The organism is Mesorhizobium sp. M0217 (genome assembly GCF_040321955.1).
Lineage (GTDB): Bacteria > Pseudomonadota > Alphaproteobacteria > Rhizobiales > Rhizobiaceae > Mesorhizobium.
In genome coordinates this window covers 91,516-116,043 of sequence record NZ_JAMYSN010000017.1, presented here as the reverse complement: position 1 = coordinate 116,043, position 24,528 = coordinate 91,516, and the positions used below count along the sequence as shown (strand labels likewise).

At 62.9% G+C, this 24,528-nt stretch carries 22 protein-coding genes, 1 pseudogene and 1 riboswitch; of the genes and pseudogenes, 7 read left to right on the top strand and 16 right to left on the bottom strand.

Going from position 1 to position 24,528, the window contains the following annotated elements; translation table 11 throughout:
* Positions 1-106 precede the first annotated feature (106 nt).
* Positions 107-1,102 carry an AraD1 family protein gene (gene araD1, locus NKJ18_RS23690; RefSeq protein ID WP_023692527.1) on the top strand — a complete coding sequence of 332 codons (996 nt, stop codon included), beginning with the start codon at positions 107-109 and terminating at the stop codon, positions 1,100-1,102.
* 46 nt (positions 1,103-1,148) lie between these two features.
* Here araD1 and NKJ18_RS23685 read toward each other — a convergent pair whose 3' ends face one another.
* On the bottom strand, positions 1,149-1,919 hold the full coding sequence (locus tag NKJ18_RS23685) for an ABC transporter substrate-binding protein (RefSeq protein WP_023688688.1): 771 nt from the start codon (positions 1,917-1,919) through the stop codon (positions 1,149-1,151).
* 101 nt (positions 1,920-2,020) lie between these two features.
* On the bottom strand, positions 2,021-3,115 hold the full coding sequence (locus tag NKJ18_RS23680; RefSeq protein ID WP_023818781.1) for a 2'-deoxycytidine 5'-triphosphate deaminase: 1,095 nt from the start codon (positions 3,113-3,115) through the stop codon (positions 2,021-2,023).
* Between the two features lie 140 nt (positions 3,116-3,255).
* Positions 3,256-3,333: riboswitch (SAM riboswitch) on the top strand.
* Between the two features lie 57 nt (positions 3,334-3,390).
* Between NKJ18_RS23680 and NKJ18_RS23675 the strand changes: the two genes are divergently transcribed.
* Entirely contained in the window at positions 3,391-4,581 is a 1,191-nt protein-coding gene (locus tag NKJ18_RS23675) for an O-succinylhomoserine sulfhydrylase (protein WP_352759897.1), read from the top strand.
* Between the two features lie 11 nt (positions 4,582-4,592).
* Here NKJ18_RS23675 and NKJ18_RS23670 read toward each other — a convergent pair whose 3' ends face one another.
* Entirely contained in the window at positions 4,593-5,744 is a 1,152-nt protein-coding gene (locus NKJ18_RS23670; protein ID WP_352543354.1) for a ceramide glucosyltransferase, read from the bottom strand.
* 221 nt (positions 5,745-5,965) lie between these two features.
* Between NKJ18_RS23670 and apaG the strand changes: the two genes are divergently transcribed.
* Positions 5,966-6,358, top strand: coding sequence for a Co2+/Mg2+ efflux facilitator ApaG/CorD (gene apaG / locus NKJ18_RS23665; RefSeq protein ID WP_023669631.1), 393 nt, complete (start codon positions 5,966-5,968; stop codon positions 6,356-6,358).
* Between the two features lie 185 nt (positions 6,359-6,543).
* Here the strand turns inward: apaG and NKJ18_RS23660 are convergent, their stop codons facing one another.
* The 3 genes from NKJ18_RS23660 to NKJ18_RS23650 all read right to left on the bottom strand — a co-directional run bounded on the left by NKJ18_RS23660 (position 6,544) and on the right by NKJ18_RS23650 (position 9,814).
* Positions 6,544-7,575, bottom strand: a complete 1,032-nt coding sequence (locus NKJ18_RS23660; RefSeq protein ID WP_031195623.1) for an Hsp33 family molecular chaperone — start codon at positions 7,573-7,575, stop codon at positions 6,544-6,546.
* A 109-nt stretch (positions 7,576-7,684) separates the two neighbouring features.
* Entirely contained in the window at positions 7,685-8,596 is a 912-nt protein-coding gene (gene argF / locus NKJ18_RS23655; RefSeq protein WP_023669629.1) for an ornithine carbamoyltransferase, read from the bottom strand.
* Between the two features lie 18 nt (positions 8,597-8,614).
* Positions 8,615-9,814 carry an aspartate aminotransferase family protein gene (locus tag NKJ18_RS23650; protein ID WP_023669628.1) on the bottom strand — a complete coding sequence of 400 codons (1,200 nt, stop codon included), beginning with the start codon at positions 9,812-9,814 and terminating at the stop codon, positions 8,615-8,617.
* 358 nt (positions 9,815-10,172) lie between these two features.
* Between NKJ18_RS23650 and NKJ18_RS23645 the strand changes: the two genes are divergently transcribed.
* The gene (locus NKJ18_RS23645) at positions 10,173-10,691 is read left to right on the top strand and encodes a GcrA family cell cycle regulator (RefSeq protein ID WP_023669627.1); all 519 of its coding nucleotides are present in this window, start codon (positions 10,173-10,175) and stop codon (positions 10,689-10,691) included.
* A 118-nt stretch (positions 10,692-10,809) separates the two neighbouring features.
* On the opposite strand, the gene NKJ18_RS23640 is transcribed toward NKJ18_RS23645, so the two are convergent.
* From NKJ18_RS23640 to NKJ18_RS23630, 3 genes are all read right to left on the bottom strand, one after another.
* On the bottom strand, positions 10,810-11,817 hold the full coding sequence (locus NKJ18_RS23640) for a magnesium and cobalt transport protein CorA (RefSeq protein ID WP_023669626.1): 1,008 nt from the start codon (positions 11,815-11,817) through the stop codon (positions 10,810-10,812).
* A 95-nt stretch (positions 11,818-11,912) separates the two neighbouring features.
* Positions 11,913-12,635 (bottom strand): phosphate signaling complex protein PhoU, encoded by a 723-nt coding sequence (gene phoU / locus NKJ18_RS23635; RefSeq protein ID WP_023730970.1) that lies wholly within the window; start codon positions 12,633-12,635, stop codon positions 11,913-11,915.
* A gap of 115 nt (positions 12,636-12,750) precedes the next feature.
* Positions 12,751-14,016, bottom strand: coding sequence for an ATP-binding protein (locus tag NKJ18_RS23630; RefSeq protein ID WP_352759892.1), 1,266 nt, complete (start codon positions 14,014-14,016; stop codon positions 12,751-12,753).
* Positions 14,017-14,118: 102 nt separating this feature from the next.
* Here NKJ18_RS23630 and ppk2 point away from each other — a divergent pair, with 102 nt between their 5' ends.
* Positions 14,119-15,024, top strand: a complete 906-nt coding sequence (ppk2, locus tag NKJ18_RS23625; protein WP_023669623.1) for a polyphosphate kinase 2 — start codon at positions 14,119-14,121, stop codon at positions 15,022-15,024.
* A gap of 201 nt (positions 15,025-15,225) precedes the next feature.
* Here the strand turns inward: ppk2 and NKJ18_RS23620 are convergent, their stop codons facing one another.
* Together NKJ18_RS23620 and NKJ18_RS23615 are read right to left on the bottom strand one after the other, a co-directional pair.
* The gene (locus NKJ18_RS23620) at positions 15,226-15,864 is read right to left on the bottom strand and encodes an acyl-homoserine-lactone synthase (RefSeq protein ID WP_023692538.1); all 639 of its coding nucleotides are present in this window, start codon (positions 15,862-15,864) and stop codon (positions 15,226-15,228) included.
* Positions 15,865-16,139: 275 nt separating this feature from the next.
* Positions 16,140-16,871, bottom strand: a complete 732-nt coding sequence (locus tag NKJ18_RS23615) for a helix-turn-helix transcriptional regulator (RefSeq protein ID WP_023669621.1) — start codon at positions 16,869-16,871, stop codon at positions 16,140-16,142.
* 303 nt (positions 16,872-17,174) lie between these two features.
* Here NKJ18_RS23615 and NKJ18_RS23610 point away from each other — a divergent pair, with 303 nt between their 5' ends.
* Positions 17,175-17,984 carry an ABC transporter substrate-binding protein gene (locus NKJ18_RS23610; protein WP_502902101.1) on the top strand — a complete coding sequence of 270 codons (810 nt, stop codon included), beginning with the start codon at positions 17,175-17,177 and terminating at the stop codon, positions 17,982-17,984.
* Positions 17,985-18,095: 111 nt separating this feature from the next.
* Here NKJ18_RS23610 and NKJ18_RS23605 read toward each other — a convergent pair whose 3' ends face one another.
* A complete protein-coding gene (locus NKJ18_RS23605; RefSeq protein WP_023688697.1) occupies positions 18,096-18,509 on the bottom strand; it encodes a tellurite resistance TerB family protein in 414 nt (137 codons plus the stop codon).
* A 156-nt stretch (positions 18,510-18,665) separates the two neighbouring features.
* Between NKJ18_RS23605 and NKJ18_RS23600 the strand changes: the two genes are divergently transcribed.
* Entirely contained in the window at positions 18,666-20,315 is a 1,650-nt protein-coding gene (locus tag NKJ18_RS23600) for a lysine--tRNA ligase (protein ID WP_352759888.1), read from the top strand.
* Here NKJ18_RS23600 and NKJ18_RS23595 read toward each other — a convergent pair.
* The 4 genes and pseudogenes from NKJ18_RS23595 to NKJ18_RS23585 form a co-directional block, all read right to left on the bottom strand.
* Positions 20,278-21,150 (bottom strand): thermonuclease family protein, encoded by an 873-nt coding sequence (locus tag NKJ18_RS23595; protein ID WP_352710378.1) that lies wholly within the window; start codon positions 21,148-21,150, stop codon positions 20,278-20,280. The two genes, NKJ18_RS23600 and NKJ18_RS23595, sit on opposite strands and share 38 nt — an antisense overlap.
* An 8-nt stretch (positions 21,151-21,158) precedes the next feature.
* Positions 21,159-21,809, bottom strand: coding sequence for a S24 family peptidase (locus NKJ18_RS23590; protein WP_023715330.1), 651 nt, complete (start codon positions 21,807-21,809; stop codon positions 21,159-21,161).
* A 307-nt stretch (positions 21,810-22,116) separates the two neighbouring features.
* Positions 22,117-22,274 (bottom strand): annotated as a pseudogene (locus NKJ18_RS33035) (thioesterase family protein); the annotation flags it as partial.
* A gap of 11 nt (positions 22,275-22,285) precedes the next feature.
* The gene (locus NKJ18_RS23585) at positions 22,286-24,505 is read right to left on the bottom strand and encodes a 3-hydroxyacyl-CoA dehydrogenase NAD-binding domain-containing protein (RefSeq protein ID WP_023696701.1); all 2,220 of its coding nucleotides are present in this window, start codon (positions 24,503-24,505) and stop codon (positions 22,286-22,288) included.
* Positions 24,506-24,528: the final 23 nt, after the last annotated feature.

Below are 24,528 nucleotides of genomic sequence, written 5' to 3'. Positions count from 1 at the left end.
CAATCCGGACGAAGAGTTCAACCCGTGGCGCGGCGAGGTCCGAGCCGCGCAGGTCAAGGTTTGCCAAGGGGCAACCCGGCCAAGGCACATGAGAGAGGATTTCATCATGCTAATCTCCCAGATCCTCGACGACGCCGAGACCATCCGCGTCGTCGCCCGCAATGGCGGCGGCAAGACCAGGATCATCAACGGCGCCCGCAGCGTCTATTCGCTGGCCATGGAAGCCGCGCGCACCGGAACGGGCCTCGCCGCGCTGATCGAGCGCAAGGGGTTCGGTGAAGCGATAGACCTCGACGCCGTCTACAAGAAGGGCCGGCTGGTGTCGCCGATCAACCATCCCGATCCTGCGCATCTGCATCTGACCGGCACCGGCCTGACCCATCTCGGCTCGGCGGCGACGCGCGATTCCATGCACAAGAAGCTCAGCGATGGCGGCGAGGAGCAGCTTACCGATTCCATGAAGATGTTCCGCATGGGGCTCGAAGGCGGCAAGCCGGCCAAGGGCCAGACCGGCGTGCAGCCGGAATGGTTCTACAAGGGCAACGGCACCATGGCGGTGGCGCCGGGCGCCGCACTGATGTCGCCGGCCTTTGCGCAGGACGCCGGCGAGGAGCCGGAAATCGCCGGCATCTATGTCATCGGCGACGACGGCGCGCCGTTCCGCGTCGGCTTCACGCTGTCGAACGAGTTTTCCGATCATGTTACCGAGCGGGTGAACTATCTGTTCCTGGCACATTCCAAACTGCGCAACGCCTCGTTCGGGCCGGAAATCCTGATCGGCGACCTGCCGGCCGACGTCAGGGGCTCATCGCGAATCTATCGCGACAGCAATTTGCTGTGGGAAAAGCCGTTCCTGTCGGGCGAAGCGAACATGTCGCACACAATCGCCAATCTCGAACATCATCACTTCAAATATTCGGCCTTCCGCCAGCCGGGCGACGTGCATGTGCACATGTTCGGCACGGCGACGCTGTCCTTTGCCGACGGCATCAAGACTCAGGCCGGCGACGTTTTCGAGATCGAGGCCGCGGATTTCGGCCTGCCGCTGCGAAACCCGCTGGAGATTGAGCAGCCGGTGAAGGTGGCGGTGAAGGCGCTTTGAGAGCGTAATCTCCCTCCTTGAGGGGGGAGATTGGTAGCGCCCGCCGTCAATAAATATCGAAGTCGAAATACTTGGCCTGGATCTTCTTGTAGGTGCCGTCGGCGACGATGGCGTCTATCGCCGCGTTGAGCTTGTCGCGAAGTGCCGTGTCTTCCAGGCGGACAGCGATGCCGGCTTGCGTCTCGGTGCCCTTGACGTCACCGACAAGCTTGCAGCAGCCGTCGCTCGCCTTCTTCAGCCAGTCCATCAGCACGAATTTGTCGGAGATGACGGCGTCGAGACGGCCGTTCTGCAAGTCGGTGATCGCCTCTTCCTGGGTGGGGTAGAGTTTCGCCTCGGCGCCGGCCTTGCCATAGGCGTCCTGCGCATAGTCGGCCTGAGTGGTCGAGGCCTGCGCGCCCACCGTCTTGCCGGCAAGGGCTGCCGGTTCGGTGGAAGTGAGGTCGCTGTCCTTGGGCGCCACAAGCGCCAGCGGCGTCGTGTAGTATTTGTTGGTGAAGGCGACCTGTTTCTTGCGCTCCTCGGTGATGCTCATCGAGGCGATGATGGCGTCGAACTTTTTCGCCTGCAGCGCCGGGATGATGCCGTCCCAGTCCTGGGTGACGATCTCGCACTCGACCTTCATCTGCGCACACAGCGCATTGGCAATGTCGATGTCGAAGCCCTCGATCTTGCCGTCCGCGGTGATGGTGTTGAAGGGCGGATAAGCGCCCTCGGTGCCGATCTTCAATTTCTCCTGCGCCTCAGCCAGCGAGCCGGCCGATATCACCAGCATGGCAGCGCCCGCTGCCGATATGATCCATCTTGAAATCTGCATTTTGGTTCCCCTTGCGCGCCGTTCTCTTGCCGGCCACCGAAAGGCAGCCAAGCATGGTGAGGCAGCGCAGGCAAGTATTTTGCCTGACGGTGATCGAAGGTTCAGCCGGCGGGGCGGAAATGCTTGGAGAGCTTGAGGCCTTGCGCTTGGTAATTCGAGCCGAGATCGGTGCCGTAAAGCGCCTGCGGCCGCTTCAGCATGTGTTCGTAGACGAGCCGGCCGACGATCTGGCCGTGGTCGAGGATGAACGGCACTTCGTGGCTGCGCACTTCGAGCACCGCCCGGCTGCCGGTGCCGCCTGAGGCCGAATGGCCGAAGCCCGGATCGAAGAAGCCGGCATAGTGAACACGGAATTCGCCAACCAGCGGATCGAAGGGCGTCATCTCGGCGGCGTAGAGCGGCGGCACGTGCACGGCTTCGCGGCTGACCAGGATGTAGAACTCGTCCGGGTCGAGCACCAGTTCGCCGGCGCCGCTCTTATAGAGCGGCTCCCAGAAATCGACGGCATCCTGGGCGGCGCGCTTGTCGACATCGACCAAGCCGGTGTGATGCTTGCCGCGATAGCCGACCAGGCCGTTCTGGTCGCCGTCAAGATCGATCGACAGCGCAATGCCGCCGCCGGAAATGTTGGGCGGCTCGGTCGCCACCAGCATCTCGGCGCGGTGCAATTCGTTCAGTTCTGCCTCCGACAACAGCGCGTTGCCGGTGCGAAAGCGGATCTGCGACAGCCTCGATCCGGCGCGTACGACGATCGGGAAGGTGCGTGGACTGACTTCGAGATAAAGCGGCCCGTGATAGCCGGGGGCGATCTTGTCGAACTCATGGCCGCGATCGGTCATCACCCGGGTGAAGATGTCGAGCCGGCCGGTCGAGCTCTTCGGGTTGGCCGAGGCCGACACGTTTGCGGGCAGCGCCAGGCTTTCGAGCAGCGGCACGATGTAGACGCAGCCGGTTTCCAGCACCGCGCCCTCGGCGAGAGTGAATTCGTGCAATTTCAGCCGGTGAAGCTTGTCGGCCACCAGATGATCGGGACCCGGCAGGAAGGAGGCGCGCACGCGAAAAGCCTTGTCGCCGAGCCTGAGATCGAGGCTCGCCGGCTGCACCTGGTCGACATCGAGCGCGCGCGGCGACTTCAGCGCGCCGGACTGAAACAGCGCGGAAATGTCCTGATCGGGAAGAATGCCTGTCTGCCGCAAAAGGCTGGCTCCGCTCCAAGGTCGGTCTCTTTGTGGCAGGTTCTTGCCGCAAAACCGCTGGATATTATTGCGGAACCTGCCTGGTACAAACCTCTTAATGAAGCCGGCAATTGACGCAAGCGCAGGTGAGGTCTAAAGGGTCGTTATCCCGTGGTGATTTGGCCGGTCGGCTTGCAGCCACGTTAAACAAGTCGCTAAAGGACCGTCGGGCCGCAAGGCCATATGGACCGGTTGCGACTTTCGCGGCCGGTTTTTTTGTGTCTGGAACAAAAGCGATGAGCACCAAGAAGCGTAACTGGAAACCTCAGACCGCACTCGTGCACGGGGGAACGCTGCGTTCCCAGTTCGGCGAGACGTCCGAAGCGATGTACCTCACCCAAGGCTATGTCTACGAGACGGCGCAGGCTGCCGAGGCCCGTTTCAAGGGCGAGGAGCCGGGCTTCATCTATTCGCGCTATGCCAACCCTACCGTCGACATGTTCGAAAAGCGCATGTGCGCGCTGGAGGGTGCCGAAGATGCGCGCGCCACGGCGTCCGGCATGGCGGCGGTGACGGCAGCGCTCCTGTGCAGCGCCAAGGCCGGCGACCATATCGTTGCGGCGCGCGCGCTGTTCGGCTCCTGCCGCTGGGTGGTGGAGACGCTGGCGCCGAAATACGGCATCGAGGCAACGCTGGTCGACGGCACCGACATCGCCAACTGGGAAAAGGCGGTGCGGCCGAACACGAAACTGTTCTTCCTGGAAAGCCCGACCAATCCGACGCTGGAAGTGGTCGACATCGCAGCGGTGGCGGCGCTCGCCACCTCGATCGGCGCCAGGCTGATCGTCGACAATGTCTTCGCCACGCCCTTGCAGCAGAAGCCCTTGCAGCTCGGCGCCCATATCGTCGTCTACTCCGCGACCAAGCACATTGACGGCCAGGGACGCTGTCTCGGCGGCATCATCCTGTCGGACAAGAAATGGATCGACGAGAATTTGCACGACTATTTCCGCCACACCGGCCCGAGCCTGTCGCCGTTCAACGCCTGGACGCTGCTCAAGGGCCTGGAGACGCTGCCAGTTCGGGTGCGCCAGCAGACTGAAAGCGCGGCCAAGATCGCGGATTTCCTGGCAGGACGGCCGGAAATCGCCCGCATCATCTATCCCGGCCGCGCCGACCACCCGCAGGCCGACATCGTCAAGAAGCAGATGACAGGCGGATCGACGCTAATCTGCCTCGACGTCAAGGGCGGCAAGCAGGCGGCCTTCGCCTTGCAGAACGCGCTCGACATCGTGCTGATCTCCAACAATCTCGGCGACGCCAAGAGCCTGATCACCCATCCGGCGACCACCACCCACAAGAACCTCAGCGACGAAGCTCGCGCCGAGCTTGGCATCGGGCCGGGAACGCTCAGGCTGTCGGTCGGTCTTGAGGATACGGACGATCTGCTGGAGGACGTTGCGCAGGCGCTGAAGGCAGCCGGATAGGCCGCGAGGCGTCACGCTCCCGACGAAACCTCTTCCAGTTCGGCCGTCTTGGTGCCGATGGTCATGATGTTGCCGCGCCAGTCGACGGCGCCGCTCAGCCAGCCGCGCGCCCAGATGGCGGGAAGCATCATGTCGCGCACCATCATCGCCGGGACCATGCGCAGCGACAGGTGCCAGCCCTTGGCCGCGGCCAGCGCGCATTCGGGAATGTAGGCCGCCGCCAGCACGGCCAACACCGTGGCCGGCAGGCTGACGCCGGCACTTGCTGCCGCCACCAGCGCCAACGCCAACGGCACGGCGACGCCGGTCAGGATCTCGGGTGCGAAAAACAGCGGGAAAGTGACGCGGCGCAACCGCGCCCAGCGCGCCTGACGCGACCAGATGTCGGCAAGTCGGCGCTGCCCCAGTGGTTGCTCGAAAGGCGAGGCAACGAGATTGACGCGCAGGCCCAGTCCGTTGACCAGCTTGGTTGCAGCAGCATCCTCGGCGATCTCGGCGGCCAGCGCGCGGATACCGCCATTGGTATCGAGCATCGGCTTGTTCCACAGCATGCTCTTGCCCTGGGCAAAGCCGAGGCCAAGCGCCTCGCCGGCATATTGCCAGCGCGCCTGCAGCGTGTTGAGGAACGCGCATTCGACCTCGGCCCAGAAGCCATCCGGCCGCGAGCCGATCGGCGTCGAGCAGATAAGCCCGGTATTGGTCCCCCAGGCCGCCATCAGGTGCTGGACGTAATCCCTAGGCATCAGCACGTTGGAATCCGCCAGAATGACCCAATGATTGCGCGCCGCTTCCCAGCCCTTGACGCAGTTGTTGAGCTTCGGGTTGCTGCTGACGCGGTCGTCGCCGATCAGCAGCCGGGCCGGCACGTTGGGAAACAGGACGATCGCCCTGTTTATCAGTTTGACGACGGGATCGTCGGCGTGAGCGACGCAGAAGATCAGTTCGTAGCGCGGCCAGTCGAGCGAGAAGGCTCGCTGCAGCGTCTCTTGTGTGAACGGCTCCACGCCGCGCGACGGCACGACGATCGAGACCGGTGGCTGCTCGTCGGACGGCGGAGGGATAAGGCGACGCGCTTGCAGTTTCGACGAAGCAAGCAGGATGCTGGCGAGATTGGAAAGAAGCAAAGCGGAGGAAGCGAAGGCGGCTGTGAGAGCTGGTTCCATGAGATCTGGTCACTCCGGAAAGGCCGCTCGCGGCTGCTTTGTCAGTCGACAGATGGGCCTTGAGTCGCCGGCAAGGTTTGCGCACACCAACACTGTCATGTGTCACTTAAATGACATTGTTTGTCGGCACCTCCGCTTTGAGGCTGGCAGGACATGCCGTTGTGCGCGTATCAAACCGCATAGCGCGACAAATGTTCCTTGCTGCGCAACCGGAGCAGCCCATGTACCGCGCCGTCACGCGCAACATCGAAGTGCAGGTCAGACCGTTCTACCTGGAGGACCGCTCGGACCCGGCGGAGAACCGTTATGTCTGGGGCTACCAGGTGACGATCGACAACCAGTCGGACGATTTCGTGCAGCTTATGGCGCGTTACTGGCACATCACCGACGGCAGCGGCCGGGTCGAGGAAGTGCGCGGCGCCGGCGTGGTCGGCGACCAGCCTGAGCTCAATCCCGGCGACAGCTATCAATACACGTCAGGCTGCCCGCTCTCGACGCCCTCCGGCTTCATGGTCGGCCACTACACCATGCGCAACAAAAAGGGCGAGACGTTCGACGTCGCTATTCCCGCGTTTTCGCTGGATCTGCCGGGGACCCGACGGACGGTGAATTAGGGGTTTTCTCCCCGTCACTATACGGGGAGAAATGCCCGGCAGGGCAATGAGGGGCAGCGCCAGAGTCATGAGGTTATCTTCCACGCACATGACCTAGGCTATGCGCGGCCATTCACCAAAGTTCGCGCTGCCCTCATCCGCCCTTCGGGCACCTTCTCCCCGTGAACGGGGAGAAGGAAGAGATGCTACTGAGTTGCAAACTCCGCCGGGTCGAAGTCGTACTGCTTCGAGCAGAACTCGCAGGCGACGTGGATGCCGCCATCTTCGGTGCTGTCCTTGATCTCCTGCGCGGAAAACCCCTCGAGGATGCCGCGTATCTTGTCCCTTGAGCAGGAACATTGGTCGGCGACCGGCACGCCGCCGAAGACGCGCACGCCATGTTCGTGGAACAGCCTGTAGAGCAGCCGCTCGGCGCCGATGGTCGGGTCGATCAGCTCGGTCGGCTCGATGGTGCCGAGCAGCGCCACCAGCTCGCGCCACGAATTGTCGGCCGGCTCCTGCGTCACGTCACGCGGATCGCCGTCGCCGCCCGAAATGTCGGGCACGCGCATGCGCTCGGGTGACTGCGGCAGGAACTGCGCCAGGATGCCGCCGGCGCGCCACTGCTCACGAGCGCCGCCGGGACCTGGCGTCAGAAGCTTGGCCACCGACAGCCTGAGGTCGGTCGGGATCTGCTCCGACTGGCGGAAATAGGTGCGCGCGGCGTCCTCCAGCGTCTCGCCGTCGAGCTGGACGATGCCCTGATAGCGCTGCGTGTGCGCGCCCTGGTCGATGGTCAGCGCCAAAACGCCGCTGCCCAGCAGCGTCTGCTGCGAGGTCTGGCCTGCGGCCACCAGGGCCTCCAGCCGGTCGGCGTCGAAACGCGCATAGGCGCGCAATGCCGAAGGCGTGGAGAAATCCGCGACCAGCATGTCGACCGGGCCGTCGGTGCGGGTCTGCAGGATGAACTTGCCTTCGAATTTGAGCGAGGTGCCGAGCAGCACCGTCAGCACACAGGCTTCCGCGAGCAGGCGGGCGACCGGCTCGGGATAGTCGTGACGGTTGAGGATGGCGTCGAGCATCGGCCCGAGTTGCACGGTGCGGCCGCGCACGTCGAGCGGGCCGACCTCGAAGGGTACGACATGATCGTCGCCGGCATAGCCGAACTCGCCGAGTTTGGGGTGATGTTCAGTCACTTGATGCGTTTCCAACATGACAAAGCTCCAGGGCGCGGCCATGCGGCCCCGGAGGGGTGCATGCGTCCAAACGCGCTTGATTTGCGTGATGGGGCGCAAATAGGCATCGCGCCGCCCCGGATCAAGCGCTTGGAGATCAAGCGCCTGGAGATCAAGCGCCCAGACACCAGGCCAAAACCGCCTTCTGGGCGTGGAGCCGGTTCTCGGCTTCGTCGAAGACAACCGAATGCGGACCGTCGATGACCTCGTCGGTGACTTCCTCGCCGCGATGCGCCGGCAGGCAGTGCATGAACAGGGCGTCGGGCTTGGCCCTGGCCATCAGCGCCGCATTGACCTGATAGGGCGAGAAGACATTGTGGCCGCGGGCGCGGTGTTCCTGGCCCATCGACACCCAGCAGTCGGTGACGATGCAGTCGGCCTGGTCGACGGCTTCCTCGGGCGAGCGGGTGAAGTGCAGCTTGCCGCCATTGCTCTTCGACCAGTCGATATGCTTTTGCGCCGGCTCGCTGCCTTCCGGCACTGCGACGTTCAGGTTGAAGCGGAACCGCGCCGAAGCTTCGAGCAGCGAATGCAGCACGTTGTTGCCGTCGCCGGTCCAGGCGATGGTCTTGCCGGCAACCGGACCGCGATGCTCCTCGAAGGTCATGATGTCGGCCATCAGCTGACAGGGATGGGTGTCGTCGGTCAGCCCGTTGATGACCGGAATCGTGGCATTCTCGGTCAGCTCGAGCAGCCGCTCATGCGACGTGGTGCGGATCATGATGGCGTCGACATAGCGCGACAGCACCTTGGCGGTGTCGGCAATGGTCTCGGAACGGCCGAGCTGCATTTCGGTCCCGGTCAGCATGATGGTCTCGCCGCCGAGCTGTCGCATGCCGACGTCGAAGGACACGCGCGTGCGCGTCGACGGCTTGTCGAAGATCATGGCCAGCACCTTGCCTTCGAGCGGTTTGGTCCGTTCGCCGGCCTTGAGGCGCGCCTTGCGCACCACCGCATCGTCCAGCATCAGGCGCAGATCGCCTTCGGAAACGGCGGAAAGATCGGTGAAATGGCGAAGGCTCATCGGGAATGGTTCTCGGGATTACTTCGCGGCGGCCGCGGCGATGGCGTCGGTCAGGCCCTTGGCGCCGGCGCGGATGCGATCGAGCGCTTCGCCGATCTCGGCGTCGGTGACGGTCAGCGGCGGCAGCAGACGAATGACGTTGTCGCCGGCCGGCACCGCCAGCAGATGCTGGTCGCGCAGCGCCATGTTGACCTTGGTGTTGGGCATGGCGCATTTCAGGCCAAGCATCAGGCCGCTGCCCCTGATGCCTTCGATGACATCAGGAAATTCGTCGGCGACCGCCGCCAGGCCCTGCTTCATCAGCAATGCCTTGCGCTGGACGTCTTCGAGGAAGCCGTCTTCCAGCACGACGTCGAGCACAGCGTTGCCGACCGCCATGGCCAGCGGATTGCCGCCGAAAGTGGTGCCATGCACGCCTGCCGTCATGCCGACGACAGCGTCGTCGGTGGCGAGGCACGCGCCCATCGGGAAGCCGCCGCCAATGCCCTTGGCAATCGCCATGATGTCGGGCGTCACGCCGGTCCATTCATGCGCGAACAGCTTTCCGGTGCGACCGATACCGCACTGGACCTCATCGAAGATCAGCAGCAGGCCGTGCTGGTCGCAGAGCTGCCGCAGCCGTTTCAAGGATTGCGTCGGCACCGGGCGGATGCCGCCCTCGCCTTGCACCGGTTCGATCAGGATCGCGGCGGTCTCTGGTGTGATCGCCTTCTCGGCGGCGTCGATGTCGTCGAAGCCGACCTGGTCGAAGCCTTCGACCTTGGGCCCAAAACCTTCGAGATATTTGTACTGGCCGCCGGCGGCGATGGTCGCCAGCGTGCGGCCGTGGAAGGCGCCTTCGAAGGTGACGACCCGGAAGCGCTCGGGATGGCCCTTGACGAACTGGTAGCGCCGCGCCGTCTTGATCGCGCATTCGAGCGCCTCGGCGCCGGAATTGGTGAAGAACACCTTGTCGGCGAAGGTGGCGTCAGCCAGCCGCTCGCCGAGCCGGGTCTGCCCCGGGATCTCGTAGAGATTGGAGACGTGCCAGAGCTTGGCCGCCTGTTCGGTCAGCGCCGAGACCAGATGCGGATGGCTGTGGCCCAACGAATTGACCGCGATGCCGCCAGCGAAATCGAGATATCGCTCGCCCTTGTCGGTAACCAGCCAGGTGCCTTCGCCATGATCGAAGGCCAAAGGGGCGCGGGCAAAGGTCTCGTAAAGCGCCGAACCGCTCATTATATGCGTCTCCGGTACCGGAAAAATCAAAAAAGCCGCCAAAGCGGCGGCCTTTGCGGCTTATCGTGTTTTTCGGCCATGAAGTCAACGAAAACGTCGTGCAGAGGCGCCTGGCCAGCTCCCGACGAGACGCCGGCTCATAAGCGACCGGGCAAGTTGGGGAAAACCTAAAAAACCGATTCGTGTTGCACCTGGGACTCTTGTCACCGAGTCAACACATGAGGTAATTGTAGTCGGGAAATAACTAGATTTCGTGCGGCGGACCTAATCACCTAATATATGTGGTGTCTGCCCCGGCAAAGATTGCCGGGTCGGGAACGGATTGCGGCTGCCGCACACTTAGCAGGAGCGCGGTCTCATGAACTGGACTGACGAGCGGGTCGAACTTCTCAGGAAACTGTGGTCGGAGGGCTTGAGCGCAAGCCAGATCGCCGCACAACTCGGCGGGGTCAGCCGCAACGCGGTCATCGGCAAGGTGCACCGGCTGAAGCTGTCGGGCCGCGGACGCTCGACCGCGACGCCGGCGCGTCAGAAGAAGACAACGCAGGGATCTTCGATCCAGAAATCGGTGCCGCGCGCCGCAACCACGCAGCGCCATGTCACGACGTCGATCGGGGCGAACGCGCTGCAGGCGCAGTTCGACGCCGAGCCAGTGGCGCGCCACTACATCCGCCCGGTCGAAAACGTCGTCGTGCCGATCTCGCGGCATCTGCAGCTCACCGATCTCACCGAGCGCACCTGCAAATGGCCGAATGGCGACCCGCTGTCGGAAGACTTCAACTTCTGCGGCAACGAGGCGGCCGAAACCGGACCTTACTGCAAGTACCACGCAAGGGTGGCGTTCCAGCCGGCTTCAGAGCGGCGCAGAAGCCGGTAGTTAGGAATAGGGATTGGGGACTGGGCAGTAGGGAATGGGGTAGCGCTCGTGAGGCGCTACCTTATTCTGCCTACTGCCTACTGCCTACTGCCTACTGCCTACTGCCTACTGCCTACCATCACAGCCACCCACTCTTCCGAAATCGCCAATACAAAAACGAGCAGATCAGCGCGATCGAGACCAATACGACGGGATAGCCGTATTGCATCTTCAGCTCCGGCATGTCGTCGAAATTCATGCCGTAAATGCCGGCGAGCGCCGTCGGCACCGCCAGGATCGCGGCCCATGAGGCCAGCTTCTTGGTGTTCGCGGTTTCCTGGCTCTGGCCGACCAGCAGGCTGGCTTCGAAAGCGAAGGCCAGAACCTCGCGCAGGCTGTCGATCTTTTCCTGCACGGTGCGGATATGATCGGTGACATCGCGAAACAGCGGATGCATGGCGGTATGGATCTGCGGCAGGTCGGCGCTGGTCAGCCGGCGGCAGACCTCGACCAGCGGCAGCGCCGCATTGCGCAGGCGCAACAGATCGCGGCGCAGCATATAGAGCCGCTCGATGTCGGGACCGGTCATCGGCTTCAGCAGCACCCTGTCCTCGATCGCCTCGACCTCGTCCTCGATCTGCTCGAGCACCGGCATGTAGTTGTCGACGATGAAGTCGAGAATGGCGTAGAGGACGAAATCCTCGCCCTTGGCCAGTGAGTGCGGACAGCTTTCCCAGTGCTGGCGCACGGCGGCGTATGAGGTCGAGGGACCATGCCTGACGCTGACGATATAGCCTGAGCCGACGAACAGATGCGTCTCGCCGAAGGTGACGCGTCCGTCGATCAGCTGTGCAGTGCGGGCAACGATGAACAGCGCATCGCCATATTGCTCGATCTTCGGCCGCTGGTGCGGATGTTCGGCGTCTTCAATCGCCAGCTCATGCAAATGGAATTGCGCCTTGACGCGCAGCAGAAGCTCGCGGTCGGGTTCGAGCAGCCCGATCCAGACGACATGGCCCGACTTCTTGGCCCATTCGCCGGCTTCCTCGATCGGTATGTCGGCGATGCGCTTGCCGGCGGTGTAGACGCTCGACGCGATGATGCCGGACGATGCCGGCGCCGGCTTGAACTCTCGGACATATTCCATCGCAGCCTCCTGAGCGCCTGGCCTTGGCCAGGAACCGAGACGCTAACATCCGGGCAGTTTAGCGCAATATGATTAAGCATTCGAGGGGCGCGCGATCACTTCACCGGCAGCGCCGGCAGGGCAACCTTGTCGGTCTTGTCGCCCTTGGGACGCTCGGCCGGCAACTGCTCGCCGGTGACGATGTAGTAGATCGTCTCGGCAATGTTGGTGGCGTGGTCGCCGATGCGCTCGATGTTCTTGGCGCAAAACAGCAGATGCGTGCACGGCGTGATGTTGCGCGGATCTTCCATCATGTAGGTCAGCAATTCGCGAAACAGCGAGGTGTACATGGCGTCGATCTGGTCGTCGCGGTCGCGAACGAAGCCTATTTTCTCGACCGAGCGCGAGGCATAGACGTCGAGCACTTCCTTGAGCTGGGTCAAAGCGAGTTCGGCCAGCGCCTCGAGGCCGCGAAACAGGCTGGTCGGCTGGCGGCCGTCAATGACGCTGACCACACGCTTGGCGACGTTCTTGCCGAGGTCACCGACCCGTTCGAGGTCGGCCGAAATGCGGATGGCGCCGACGATCTCGCGCAGATCCGTCGCCATGGGCTGTCGCTTGGCGATGATGACGATGGCTTTGTCGTCGATTTCGCGCTGGCCATCGTCAAGCACGATGTCGTCACGAATGACCTTCTGGGCGAGGCCGGGATCGGCATTGACCAGCGCCTGGATCGCCTGCTCGACCATGCGCTCAGCATGGCCGCCCATCGCAGCGATGCGCTTCGCCAGGTATTTCAGCTCTTCGTCATAGGCGCTGACAATGTGTACGGACTGCATGGGCGAAATGCCTTCCTTAAATCTTTGGCCTTTTGAGTCGTTTTCCTCGACCCTGTGCTGATACGCTAGCCGGATGACAGAAAGAAGAAACAGGCAGTTAGCAGATAGTACCGCCTCAGCCTGCCGGCAAATGGACCGTGAACGCCGCGCCCTTGCCAACCTCCGACTTGATCGAAAGCCGGGCGTTGTGGCGCGTCAGAATATGCTTGACGATGGACAGGCCAAGACCGGTGCCTTTCTGCGTGCGGCTGCTCTCCACGTCGACGCGATAGAAGCGCTCGGTAATGCGCGGTATGTGCTCTTCCGGGATGCCCGGGCCGTAGTCCCTGATGGTTACATCGATGCCCGGTTCCGGGCCGGCCTCGCCCCGCGCGATCGACACCGTGACGCGTCCGCCAGGCTGGCCGTATTTGCAGGCGTTTTCCAAGAGATTCTCGAACACCTGGAACAGCTCGTCGCGGTCTCCGGGCACGTCGAGCGGCCCTTCGGCGTAGTCGCGTTCGATGACGACGCCGTTCTCGCTGGCGAGCGGGCCTAGTGAATCGATGACGCTGTCGATGGTCTGGCGCAGATCGACCTCGGTTCCCGGCCTCAGGTAAGGCTTCATTTCAAGCCTCGACAGCGACAGGAGATCGTCGATGAGGCGCGCCATGCGGCCGGTCTGGTTCTGCATGATCTGCAGGAACTGCTCGCGCGCCGCCGGATCGTTGCGGGCCGGGCCGCGCAACGTCTCGATGAAGCCCGAGATTGAAGCAAGCGGGGTGCGCAACTCGTGGCTGGCATTGGCTATGAAGTCAGCGCGCATGCGGTCGATGCGGCGCGTCTCACTCTGGTCCTTGAATACCAGCACATAGAGATCGGTGGCGTGGCCGACCGAGGACGCGCTGACCCGGTAGGCCCGTTCCACCGGCAGCTTCTCGGTGTAGTCGACGGCATCGGAGGCGACGGTTCCCGACAGCACGCCGTCCAGCAAGGCCTGCATTTCCGGCGCGCGGAATTTTAGCGACAGCGACAGGCCGGGCGCGATACCGACAAAGGCGGCAAAGGCGGCGGCATTGGCGTGGACGATGGTGGCGGTGCGGTCGAAGATGATCAGCGGATCGGCAACGGCAGCCGCAAGATATTCGCCGGAAAGCCGCTGCAGCCCGCTCGCCTCGATCGTGGCAATGGTCTCAGCAGACCGGCTGGCGCCTCCGGTTGGCAGAAGCGCGGCGGCCAGCAGCACCGTCAACGCAGCCAGGACGACATAGGCGGAGATACCGGCAAAACCATAAACGGCCAGGATGGCGATCGCACCGGCGGCAAGCAGCCATCGGCTGTTCCACAGCCGGCCGGCGACGGCCTGCCCCGTGGTTGTCCGCTCTGCGCCGGTGTCAGCCATTCGTGCTTTCCGTGCTTCTGCGCCGGTCCCGCCGAAACTTCCGCTGGACCGGGTTTGAGGCCCCCCATAGCATGAGTCCGCAAGCTGGAAAGGTTCGTCTCGATGAAAAAAGCCAAGGAAAGTCCCGCCGCAGAGCCGGCAAAGGGGCCGCTGAAGATCAAGGTGGACGGCAAGGAGCGGGAGTTCGACATCGAAAACCCCGAGCTTCCCAGCTGGATCGAGGACCACAAACTGACCGCAGGCGACTACCCCTACGACAAGAAAATGAAGAGCGAGGAGTATGACGAGACGCTGGAGCGGCTGCAGATCGAACTGGTCAAGGCGCAGGCCTGGCTGCAGGCGACCGGCAGCAGAGTGATGTCGCTGTTCGAGGGGCGCGATGCCGCCGGCAAGGGCGGCACCATCTCGGTGCTGCGCCAGTATCTCAATCCTCGAACCGCGCGCAACGTGGCGCTGACCAAGCCGACCCCAACCGAAGTCGGGCAATGGTACTACCAGCGCTACGTCGCCCATTTCCCGACATCGGGCGAATTCGTCACCTTCGACCGGTCCTGGTACAACCGCGGCGGCGTCGAGCCGGTGATGGGCTTCTGCACACCGGAACAGCATGCAAAATTCCTCGACGAGACGCCGCATTTCGAGCGGATGATCTCCAATGAGGGCATCTATTTCTTCAAATTCTGGCTCAACATCGGCCGCGAGACCCAGCTCGAACGGTTTCACGACCGCCGCTGGTCGCCGCTGAAGAACTGGAAGTTCTCGCCGATCGATATTGCCGGCATCACCAAATGGGACGACTACACCAAGGCGCGCGACCAGATGGTCGAGCGCACGCACAAACAGTTCGCGCCCTGGATCATCGTGCGGGCCAATGACAAGCGACGCTCGCGGCTGGCCGTCATGCGGCGCATCCTGTTGTCACTGCCCTATGATGGGCGCGATCTCGACGCCATCGGCAAGGAAGATAAGAAGATCGTCGGCGAAGGGCCGTCGTTTCTCGAGAAGTAGAGACTGGCCTCGATAGGCAGAGGCTGAAATTACAGAGCCCACCCCCACACGGAGGTGGGCTCTGTGGCCATTGTCTAAAGCGCATCGCATTTGAACGGATTCACGCGACGCGCTTTAGGTCTTTGTTTCATGCATGTCGTTCTCTCAAAACCGGGGCCACTTTGAGCGACATGCATTAAAGCGCGTCGGGTGAAGACAGTCTCACGACGCCTGCCGCATGCCGAGCATGTGGGGGGTGCCCCTGACCAACACCGGGGCGTGATGGTTGCGGCGCGAACGCACGACATCCAGCGTATGCTCGTTGAAGGTCAGCAGTGTGGCGACGACCTGCTGGTTGCCATAGGTGCGCTGGTAACCGAGCGGCGTCGCCAGGAAGTGCAACTGCAGCGTCCGCAGCACCCACACCGGCTCGACCTCGATAATGACCTGATCGACATTGCGAGCAAGGCCCCATTCGACGAAGCCGGCGATCAGTTCGGTGCCGACCGTAGACACGCCGCGCTTGCCATCGCGAAAGCCTGGCGCCACCGCGTAACGGGTTAGCTCCCAGACATTCGGTCCCGAAGGGCGCTTTCCCTCGCAGAGTTCCGGCATCACATCGCTAAGGAGATGCGGCCGTGTGGTCGGCAGCATCCGATGATAGCCTGCAAGCTCGCCATTGCGGATGACCAGGTGGTGTTCGGCCTCATCATGGTCGAATTGATCGATTTCGAGGCCGTCCGGGCGATCGAGATCGGTCCACCGCATCTCATCGACGAAGACCTTGTAACGCAGGCGATGGACGGCCTCCCATAGGTCGGGACGTTCCATCAGTTGTTGAGTGGTAAGGGAAAATAGCATTAGCCGTCTCCTGGGCTTAAGAGGAAGATACGGCCGGGCTTTCCCGAAAAAATTGCGCGAAGGTGTTGGCAAGGATTTCCAGGCTGCCACAGCCGACATGGCTAATATAGCTGCGCCTAAACGCCTCCGCGATGGCGTGCACCCTGTTGGCGACGCCGAGTCTGCTTTTGGCGTTAAGAAAGCATTAGCCGTCTCAAGAGGACGACAGGGGCCGGTCTTTTCTGAAGATATGACGCCGACAATGCGGCCATAAATTTCGGGCCGCCAGAACCGGCCTAGCTGATATAGCCGTGCCTGACTGCTTCGGCGACTGCCTGCACGCGGTTGGCGGCGCCTAGTTTGCTCTTGGCGTTGAGAAGGTGTTTCTCAGAGGTATGCTCCGAGATGCCGAGGATCTGCGAAATCTCCCACTCGGATTTTCCGACCGCCGCCCATTGCAGGCATTCGCGCTCGCGCGGCGTCAATTCAATGTGATCGATAGATTTGCCGGCCGTCGTTTGAAGCTGCATGGCGCGGCCGATGGCATAGGTGGAGGCCAGCGAGACCATTGCGAATTCGGCTTCGGACAGTTCGACCGCCTCACCGCCCAGCGAGACCAGCGCGATCTGGCCTTCGAGCGTGATCAGCGGGAAGGCGAGGCCGTCACGCAGCTTGAACTGCCGGGCGTCGCGCATTACCTCGGCGCTGCTCTTGTCGGCGGGCATGCTTTGAACGGCATCGCGCCATTGGAATGGCGCCCGAAACTGCTTCAAATGGCTGACGACCGGATCGTGGTCGACGTAGTTGCGCGATAAGTAACGCTCCAGCCATTCGCTAGGCCAATCGCAGAGCAGCACATGGTCCTTCGTCTGGCTGCTTGGTGTACCGGGCTGCGGCACCGTTGCGGCTATCAGGGCCGTCAATCCGAAATTCGAGGTGACACTAAGTAGCTGCTCGCACACCGCAGCCGACGTGTCGGCACGCTGCACCCGGTCAATATATTCAAGTGTCCGGTCAAAATAACCCATCGCAACATCTACCCCATGTTGCCTACCGCTCTTGAGACCGATGCTACGTGCCTGACCCGCACTTCGCCATCAACCCCGGATTGCATAGCCACATCCTTAGCTTTTCTAACGCCAGCGACCGCCAACCTCGGGCCGACTCTGTGCGGCTATTTGCAACCTCACCAAAGCATAACCCGAAATTTGCCCGTTGAAATCAAAAACAATTGTGCCTGCGCCGTTTTCGTATCACAAGCCAACGGCCAAGACGGGCGGAGTTTTTTCGTGACACCTCGCTGGATAGCCATCGCCTTACTGTCGATGCTGATGGGAGTGCAGCCGTTTGCCGGCGCTGCGCGAGCCGCGGAACCGCAGGTACCGGTGCTTTGGGATGCCAAGGAGCGGCTGCCGAAACCGGACCTTTCGGCGCTGCCAAGGCTCAGGTTCCTCACCACAACCGATTTCCCGCCCTTCAACTTTCTCGACGGCACGGGCCGATTGTCCGGCTTCCACATCGACCTGGCGCGGGCGATTTGCGCCGAACTCGACATCGCCGACAAATGCCAGATCCAGGCGCTGCCCTGGGCCGAACTCGACGACGCGTTGCAGAAGGGCGAAGGCGAGGCGATCATCGCCGGCATCGCCGCTACGCCGGAGACGCGGGCGAAGTACAGCTTTTCGCGCTCCTATCTACAGTTTCCGGCGCGCTTCATCATGCCGAAGACCAAGGCCTTCGCCGAGCCGATCCTCGACAAATTGCGCTCGAAGCGGGTCGGCGTGCTGGCCGGCTCGGCGCATGAAAAGATGCTGCGCGACTATTTCGGCACCGTGCAGATCATCCGATTCGACCGGCCGGAAGACCTCTACAGCGACTTGAAGAGCGCCAAGATCGATGCCGCCTTCGGCGACGGCATGCGCTTTTCCTTCTGGCTGGGCGGCACGGACGCCGCCGGTTGCTGCCGCTTCGCCGGTGGCCCTTACCTGGCGCCGGAATATCTGGGCTCCGGCATGACCATTGCCACCCGGGCCAGCGACCCAGCGCTGGCCGCAGCCATGGACTACGCGCTGCAGGAGATATCGGTGAAAGGCACCTTCGCCGAATTCTACCTCCGCTATTTCCCGGTCAGTTTCTTCTGATCCGGTTCCAGGTCGTTTCTTTCTGATCCGGTTCCCGGTCAGTTTCTTCTGATCCGGTTCCCGGTCAGCTTTTTCTGATCCGGTCCCGGTCAGCTTCCTCTAGGGGCTGGATCAGGTCAGCGTGCGCAGGCGGGCCTTCGCCCCGCGCGCGATGGCCGCGGCAGTTAGCGTGTCGAGATCGAGTTCACGCCGGATCAACTGCAGCACCCGCAATTCCTCCATGCGCATTTCGAGATCGACCGCGGCAACCTCGAAGGCCGCGGCATAGGCGGTGTCGTGCAGCCGTTCGGGCAAAGTCTCGGCGACACGCTCGAGCACGCCTTCCAACCCATCCTTTTCATGCAGCATCTTCTGGCAGTCCTGCGCAATGGCGATCAGCCTGTCCTGCTTGAAATCCTCGAACACCGGCCAGCTGCGGACGACGTCGCCGATGCGCGCCAGTTCGATATCGGTCATGTCGCGATCGGAAGCCGAGGTGATGACCATCAGGTAGATCAGGGCTTCATGGGTGGACGGCAACGGCATTCAAGACTCCTTGATAGTGAGGGTCGAAGGTAGGGACGCTACGGCGCCGTCGCAACGAAAACGCCTGATATCGTTGACGCTCCGCCCTGTCGCGCCTAGAGACCCGGTTGAAAAATCTTACCAGCCGCGAAAGCCGGCCATGACTGGAACTTTGACATGACGGGATCAAACATCGCCGATCTCAACCCCGAAATGCTTGCGGCAGCCGCCGAAAGCAAGGCTTGGCCGTTCGAGGAAGCCAAAAAGATCATCGAGCGCTACAAGGGCGGCGACTTCCCGGAGATCATCCTGTTCGAGACCGGCTACGGCCCGTCGGGCCTGCCGCATATCGGGACGTTCGGCGAGGTCGCGCGCACCTCGATGGTGCGCCATGCCTTTCACGTGCTGACCGGGAACAAGGTCAAGACCAAGCTGCTCTGCTTCTCCGACGATATGGACGGCATGCGCAAAATCCCCGACAATGTGCCGGATCGCGCAGCCCTCGAGCCCTATCTGCATATGCCGCTGTCGGCGGTGCCCAATCCGTTCGGCGGCGACTATCCGAGCTTTGGCGACCACAACAACGCGATGTTGTGCCGCTTCCTCGACACGTTCGGCTTCGACTACGAATTCGCCAGCGCGACGCAGTACTACAAGGCCGGCCGCTTCGATGCGATGCTTGTGCGCGCAGCCGAGCGCTACGACCAGATCATGGCGGTGATGCTGCCGACACTGGGACCCGAGCGCCAGGCGACCTACAGCCCGTTCCTGCCTATCTCGCCGAAGAGCGGGCGCGTGCTCTACGTGCCGATGAAGCATGTCGACGCCAAGGCCGGCACCATCACCTTCGACGATGAAGGCACCGAGACCACGCTTTCGGTGACCGGCGGCAAGGTCAAGCTGCAGTGGAAGCCGGATTTCGGCATGCGCTGGGCAGCGCTCGGCGTCGATTTCGAAATGTTCGGCAAGGACCACCAGACCAATGCGGTGATCTACGACCGCATCTGCAACATTCTCGGCGGACGCGCGCCGGAGCATTTCGTCTACGAATTGTTCCTCGACGAGAACGGCCAGAAGATCTCGAAGTCGAAGGGCAACGGGCTGACCATCGACGAATGGCTGCGCTACGCGCCGACCGAAAGCCTCGGCCTCTATATGTACCAGCGGCCAAGGCAGGCGAAAAAGCTCTATTTCGACGTCATCCCACGCGCCGTCGACGAGTACTACACCTTCCTCAACGCCTATCCGCGCCAGGACTGGAAGGAGCGGCTGGGCAATCCGGTCTGGCACATGCATGACGGCAAGCCGCCTTCCATCGACATGCCGGTGCCGTTCTCGCTGCTGCTCAACCTGGTCAGCGCCTCCAACGCGCAAAACAAGGATGTGCTGTGGGGCTTCATCTCGCGCCATGCATCTGGCGTGACGCCGGCGACGCATCCCGAACTCGACCAGCTGGTCGGTTTCGCCATCCGCTACTTCGACGATTTCGTGAAGCCGACGAAGACCTTCCGGCCGGCCGACGATGTCGAACGCGTGGCGCTGGAAGCGCTTGGCAACGCGCTTGCTGGCCTGCCGGCCGGCGCCGACGGCGAAGCGATCCAGAACGCTTCGCTCAACGTGGCGCGCAAGATCGAACGCTATCAGGACCATTCGAAGAAGAGCCCGGACGGCGGCCCTGGTGTCTCGGGCGCTTTCTTCCAGATGATCTACCAGGTGCTGATCGGCCAGGAACGCGGACCGCGCTTCGGTTCGTTCGCAGCCCTCTACGGCATCGCCGAAACCCGCGCGCTCATTGAGCGGGCGCTGGCTGGTCAGCTGGCGGCGTAATTTCCGTCCCGGCCGGCGGCGTGTCCATCGCCGGGGCATCGAGGATCGGTTGCGACGCCGTCGATGCCGCAACCGGCGTTGGCGCCGGTGGCAGGCCGCCAAGATCGGGCGCGGCACCGAAGACGCCCTTCTTGGCGGCGCGCGCCTTGTCGCCCGCTTCGACATAGGGGCCGCCTGCCGTGGCGCGCGCCCAGCCGTTTTCGACCAGCCACTGGCCGACATCCAGCTTGCCGATGCGGCATTCGGCGGCGATCAGCGCACGGTCGGCCTCCGGCGGCACCTTGCAGGCAACGGCCCGGCCGCGCAGGAAAGACCGGAACGCGGTGCGCGCCCTGATACCGCAAGCCCAGGACTTGCCGCCCTCGGTGCAGGTCTCGTCTTGCCTGACGATGTCGATGCCGGAGACCGTCACGGAATAACCATTGGCTTCGATCAGGCCGGCGGCGGCCGCGACCGGCTGGAACAGTTTTGTTCCTCCCCAGTCGTCGACCGCTCTGCGCCCACGCGGCTTGGGCGGTCCGGCCAGCGCCAGGTCGCTCAGCGGCTCGCGTGGCTCAACCCGTTCAAGTTCTTCTACCGGCAGCGGCGGCGGTGCGATGGCCTCGGGATCGATCGCCCTCGAATGCACCTGAGGCGAGTGCATCGGAGGCTTGACGGGCTGGACCTCGGGGATCGCCGACGTCGCCGGCTCCTCGGGCACGGCCTCGGTTTCCGGGTCGATCTGGTCGACAGTAATGGCGGGGCCGTCGCGATGCAGCGCGCGACCGCCGGCGACGACAATGGCGACCATCACCGGGATCGCCAGGAGGGCTATGAGGATTTGAAGCAGACGCACCGCGAGACCTACTGGCTTGCCCAGACGATCCGCGCCACCCATTCGACATCGCGCATCGCGATGTCGCGGTCCGGATGGTCGGGGTTGAGCGAAATCAGCACGATCGATTTCGTCGTCTGGCGGTCGAGCACCTTGGCCATGACTTCGCCGGCATTGGTCTTGACGACGACGCGGTCGCCCTTTCGGGTAGCGGCCCCGGGCTCGACGATCAGCACATCGCCATTGCGGTACAGCGGCAGCATGGAATCACCCTGCACCTTCAACGCATAAGAGGTTTCGGTTGCCCGCGCCGGAAGCTCGACAAGGTCCCAACCCTGGCCGGAGGGATAGCCGGCATCATCGAAGAAGCCGCCGGCGCCGGCCTGGGCGAAGCCGAGCAGCGGCACCGCCGAACGCTGCGGGGCTAACGAGCCCGAAGCTGTCTTGGCGCGGCCTTCGACCAGTCCGGTGAATTCGTCGAGCGAAGCGCCTGTCGCCTCGATGATCTTGGCCAGCGATTCGGTCGAGGGCCAGCGCGGTCGCCCATCCGAGGACAGCCGCTTCGACTTGTTGAAAGCGGTGGAGTCCAGACCGGCTCGCCGGGCCAGGCCGGAGGCCGACAACGAATAGCGCTCGGCGAGAGCGTCGATGGCTGCCCAAACTCGGTCATGCGAGAGCAATTCGCTCTCCTCAAAACAGGAAAAAATACCTTTTCCTTCTAACGCGCGGTCATCCGATTGTCCACCGGCGCGCGGCCCGATCCCCTAAAAAGCGGTGTGCGGCGAAGTCGTCATGGATGCCTCAAACTGCCTTGGCAAGGCTGCGCAATCCCTGGTCGGAGCTCATGAAAACCCGCTCGGCCTCGGTCGGCGGTCGCGGTTGAACGGAGCGGGCAAGCGTACTGTTGGACGCGCCAAGGACGCTGTAGCATTTTGATTTGGCACATGACCCCGAAAATCGATTCCGATTTTCGGGGTCATGCGCGAGGTCGGCGAGCATCATGTAGCGGGCGTTGTTGAGATGGAGGTTGAAGTCGATCTCGGTCGGCAGGCAGCGAAAAGCCAGTCGGCTTTCGCTACCGACCGCGTAAGGCCACGGCGCCTTGCCGTGGCCATCATGCGCGCAAGGCGCCCCCAGACGTACATGGGGCGCTAGCTCAAGCGGCCTTCTGCACCTCGCCTTTCGCATAGGGATCGAAGCGCTGGTAGAAGGTCTCGCCCTTCTCGGCCAGGTCGAGCAGCAGCTTTGGCGCCTTGAACTCGGCGCCGTATTTCTTCTGCAGGCCTTTGGCTATTCTGACGAACTCCCTGGCGCCGATGCCGTCGATATAGGACAGCGCGCCGCCGGTGAATGGCGCGAAACCAAAGGCGAGGATCGACCCGAGATCGGCCTCGCGCGGATCGGTGACGATGCCTTCCTCCATCACCCGGGCCGCTTCCAGCGCAATGGTTACCAGCAGGCGCTGCTGCAGTTCCTCATAGTCGACCTTCTCGGCCTCCAGCTGCGGATAGAGATCCTTCAGGCCCCGCCACAGCTTCTTCTTGGCAGGCTTGGCGGGATAGTCGTAAAAACCCTTGCCGTTCTTGCGGCCGAAGCGGCCATGGGTGTCGACCAGCGTGTTGATCAACGCCATCTGCCTGGGGTCGACGGCCTTGTCGCCGAGGTCCCTGATGGTCTGCTTCATGATCTTCTGGGCAAGGTCGATCGCCGTCTCGTCGGTCAGCGCCAGCGGGCCGACCGGCATGCCGGCGGCCTTGGCGGCATTCTCGATCATCGGCGCCGGAACGCCTTCGATCAGCATCTTGTAGGCTTCCGACATGTAGCGCAGCACGCAGCGGTTGACGTAGAAGCCGCGCGTGTCGTTGACGACGATCGGCGTCTTCTTGATGGCGCGCACGAAATCGATCGCGGTGGCCAGCGCCTTGTCGCCGGTCTTCTTGCCCAAAATGATCTCGACCAGCATCATCTTGTCGACCGGCGAGAAGAAGTGGATGCCGACGAAATTCTTCGGCCGCGCCGAATTCTTGGCCAGCGCGGTGATCGGGATGGTCGAAGTGTTGGAGGCGAAGACCGCTGACGATTTCAGCACGGCTTCGGCCTGCTCGGTGGCAGCCTTCTTGACGGCCGAATCCTCGAACACCGCCTCGACCACCAGATCGCAGCCGGCGAGATCGGCATAGTCGGCCGTCGGCGTGATCAGCGACAGAAGTCTGTCCTTCTCCTCGGGCTTGGCGCGGCCTTTCTTGACCTGATCGGAGATCAGGCTGTCGGAATGCGCCTTGCCCTTTTCGGCCGACGCCATGTCGCGGTCGAGCAGGACGACCGGGATGCCGGCCTTGGCGGTGACAAAGGCGATGCCGGCACCCATGAAGCCGGCGCCGAGAATACCGATCTTCTTGAACTTGGTCTCCGGCACGCCGGCCGGGCGGCGGGCGCCCTTGTTGAGCTCCTGCAGCGACACGAACAGCGAGCGGATCATCGCTGCTGCTTCCTTCGACTGCATGATTTCGGTGAAATAGCGCTGTTCGATCCGCAGACCGGTGTCGAACGGCACCAGCAGGCCCTCATAGACGCATTTCAGGATGGCCGCGGCGGCCGGATAATTGCCGTAGGTCTCGCGGCGCAGGATGGCGATGGCCGGCGGCCACAGATTGAAGCCGGCCGGCGTATAGATTTGGCCGCCAGGCAGCTTGAAGCCCTTCTCGTCCCAGGGCTGGACGGCTTTCAGGCCGTTCCTGATCATCGCTTTGGCGGTCTCGATCAGCTTGCCGGGTTCGGCGATCTCGTGGATCAGCCCCATCGCCTTGGCTTTCTGCGGCGACAGCGTCTGGCCGGTGGTCAGCATCTGCAACGCCTGCTGCTGGTCGGTCAGGCGCGGCACGCGTTGGGTGCCACCGGCGCCGGGGAAGATGCCGACCTTGACTTCCGGCAAGGCCATCTTGACCTTTTCGGAGTCAGCGGCAACGCGGCCATGACAGGCCAGCGACAGCTCGAACGCGCCGCCCATGCAGGTACCGTTGATCGCCGAGACCCAAGGTTTGCCCGACGTTTCGAGCTTGCGCCACAAGCCACCCATGCGGCCGGCATTGTCGAACAGGAGCTGTGCCGCCTTCTCCGGGTCCTTGGTCTTCTCCTTGGCAAATACGGCCAGCATCTTCTGCAGCATGGTCAAGTCGGCGCCGCCCGAGAAGCTGTCCTTTCCCGAGGTGATCACCGCGCCCTTGATGGCGGCGTCGGCCACCACCTGGTCGATGATCTTGTCGAGCTCGTTCATCACCTCTTCGGTGAAGACGTTTATCGAGCGGTCCGGCATGTTCCAGGTGACCATCGCGATGCCGTCTGCGTCCGTGTCGACCGTGAAGTTTGTATAAGTCATGTCTCTCTCCTTCCGGCCGAAAA

What these genes read in the sequence shown, in the direction of transcription:
- araD1 (WP_023692527.1), top strand. Translation starts at nt 107, where the DNA reads ATGCTAATCTCCCAGATCCTCGACGACGCCGAGACCATCCGCGTCGTC.
- NKJ18_RS23685 (WP_023688688.1), bottom strand. Translation starts at nt 1,919, where the DNA reads ATGCAGATTTCAAGATGGATCATATCGGCAGCGGGCGCTGCCATGCTG.
- NKJ18_RS23675 (WP_352759897.1), top strand. Translation starts at nt 3,391, where the DNA reads ATGAGCACCAAGAAGCGTAACTGGAAACCTCAGACCGCACTCGTGCAC.
- NKJ18_RS23670 (WP_352543354.1), bottom strand. Translation starts at nt 5,744, where the DNA reads ATGGAACCAGCTCTCACAGCCGCCTTCGCTTCCTCCGCTTTGCTTCTT.
- apaG (WP_023669631.1), top strand. Translation starts at nt 5,966, where the DNA reads ATGTACCGCGCCGTCACGCGCAACATCGAAGTGCAGGTCAGACCGTTC.
- NKJ18_RS23660 (WP_031195623.1), bottom strand. Translation starts at nt 7,575, where the DNA reads ATGGCCGCGCCCTGGAGCTTTGTCATGTTGGAAACGCATCAAGTGACT.
- argF (WP_023669629.1), bottom strand. Translation starts at nt 8,596, where the DNA reads ATGAGCCTTCGCCATTTCACCGATCTTTCCGCCGTTTCCGAAGGCGAT.
- NKJ18_RS23650 (WP_023669628.1), bottom strand. Translation starts at nt 9,814, where the DNA reads ATGAGCGGTTCGGCGCTTTACGAGACCTTTGCCCGCGCCCCTTTGGCC.
- NKJ18_RS23645 (WP_023669627.1), top strand. Translation starts at nt 10,173, where the DNA reads ATGAACTGGACTGACGAGCGGGTCGAACTTCTCAGGAAACTGTGGTCG.
- NKJ18_RS23640 (WP_023669626.1), bottom strand. Translation starts at nt 11,817, where the DNA reads ATGGAATATGTCCGAGAGTTCAAGCCGGCGCCGGCATCGTCCGGCATC.
- phoU (WP_023730970.1), bottom strand. Translation starts at nt 12,635, where the DNA reads ATGCAGTCCGTACACATTGTCAGCGCCTATGACGAAGAGCTGAAATAC.
- NKJ18_RS23630 (WP_352759892.1), bottom strand. Translation starts at nt 14,016, where the DNA reads ATGGCTGACACCGGCGCAGAGCGGACAACCACGGGGCAGGCCGTCGCC.
- ppk2 (WP_023669623.1), top strand. Translation starts at nt 14,119, where the DNA reads ATGAAAAAAGCCAAGGAAAGTCCCGCCGCAGAGCCGGCAAAGGGGCCG.
- NKJ18_RS23620 (WP_023692538.1), bottom strand. Translation starts at nt 15,864, where the DNA reads ATGCTATTTTCCCTTACCACTCAACAACTGATGGAACGTCCCGACCTA.
- NKJ18_RS23615 (WP_023669621.1), bottom strand. Translation starts at nt 16,871, where the DNA reads ATGGGTTATTTTGACCGGACACTTGAATATATTGACCGGGTGCAGCGT.
- NKJ18_RS23610 (WP_502902101.1), top strand. Translation starts at nt 17,175, where the DNA reads ATGGGAGTGCAGCCGTTTGCCGGCGCTGCGCGAGCCGCGGAACCGCAG.
- NKJ18_RS23605 (WP_023688697.1), bottom strand. Translation starts at nt 18,509, where the DNA reads ATGCCGTTGCCGTCCACCCATGAAGCCCTGATCTACCTGATGGTCATC.
- NKJ18_RS23600 (WP_352759888.1), top strand. Translation starts at nt 18,666, where the DNA reads ATGACGGGATCAAACATCGCCGATCTCAACCCCGAAATGCTTGCGGCA.
- NKJ18_RS23585 (WP_023696701.1), bottom strand. Translation starts at nt 24,505, where the DNA reads ATGACTTATACAAACTTCACGGTCGACACGGACGCAGACGGCATCGCG.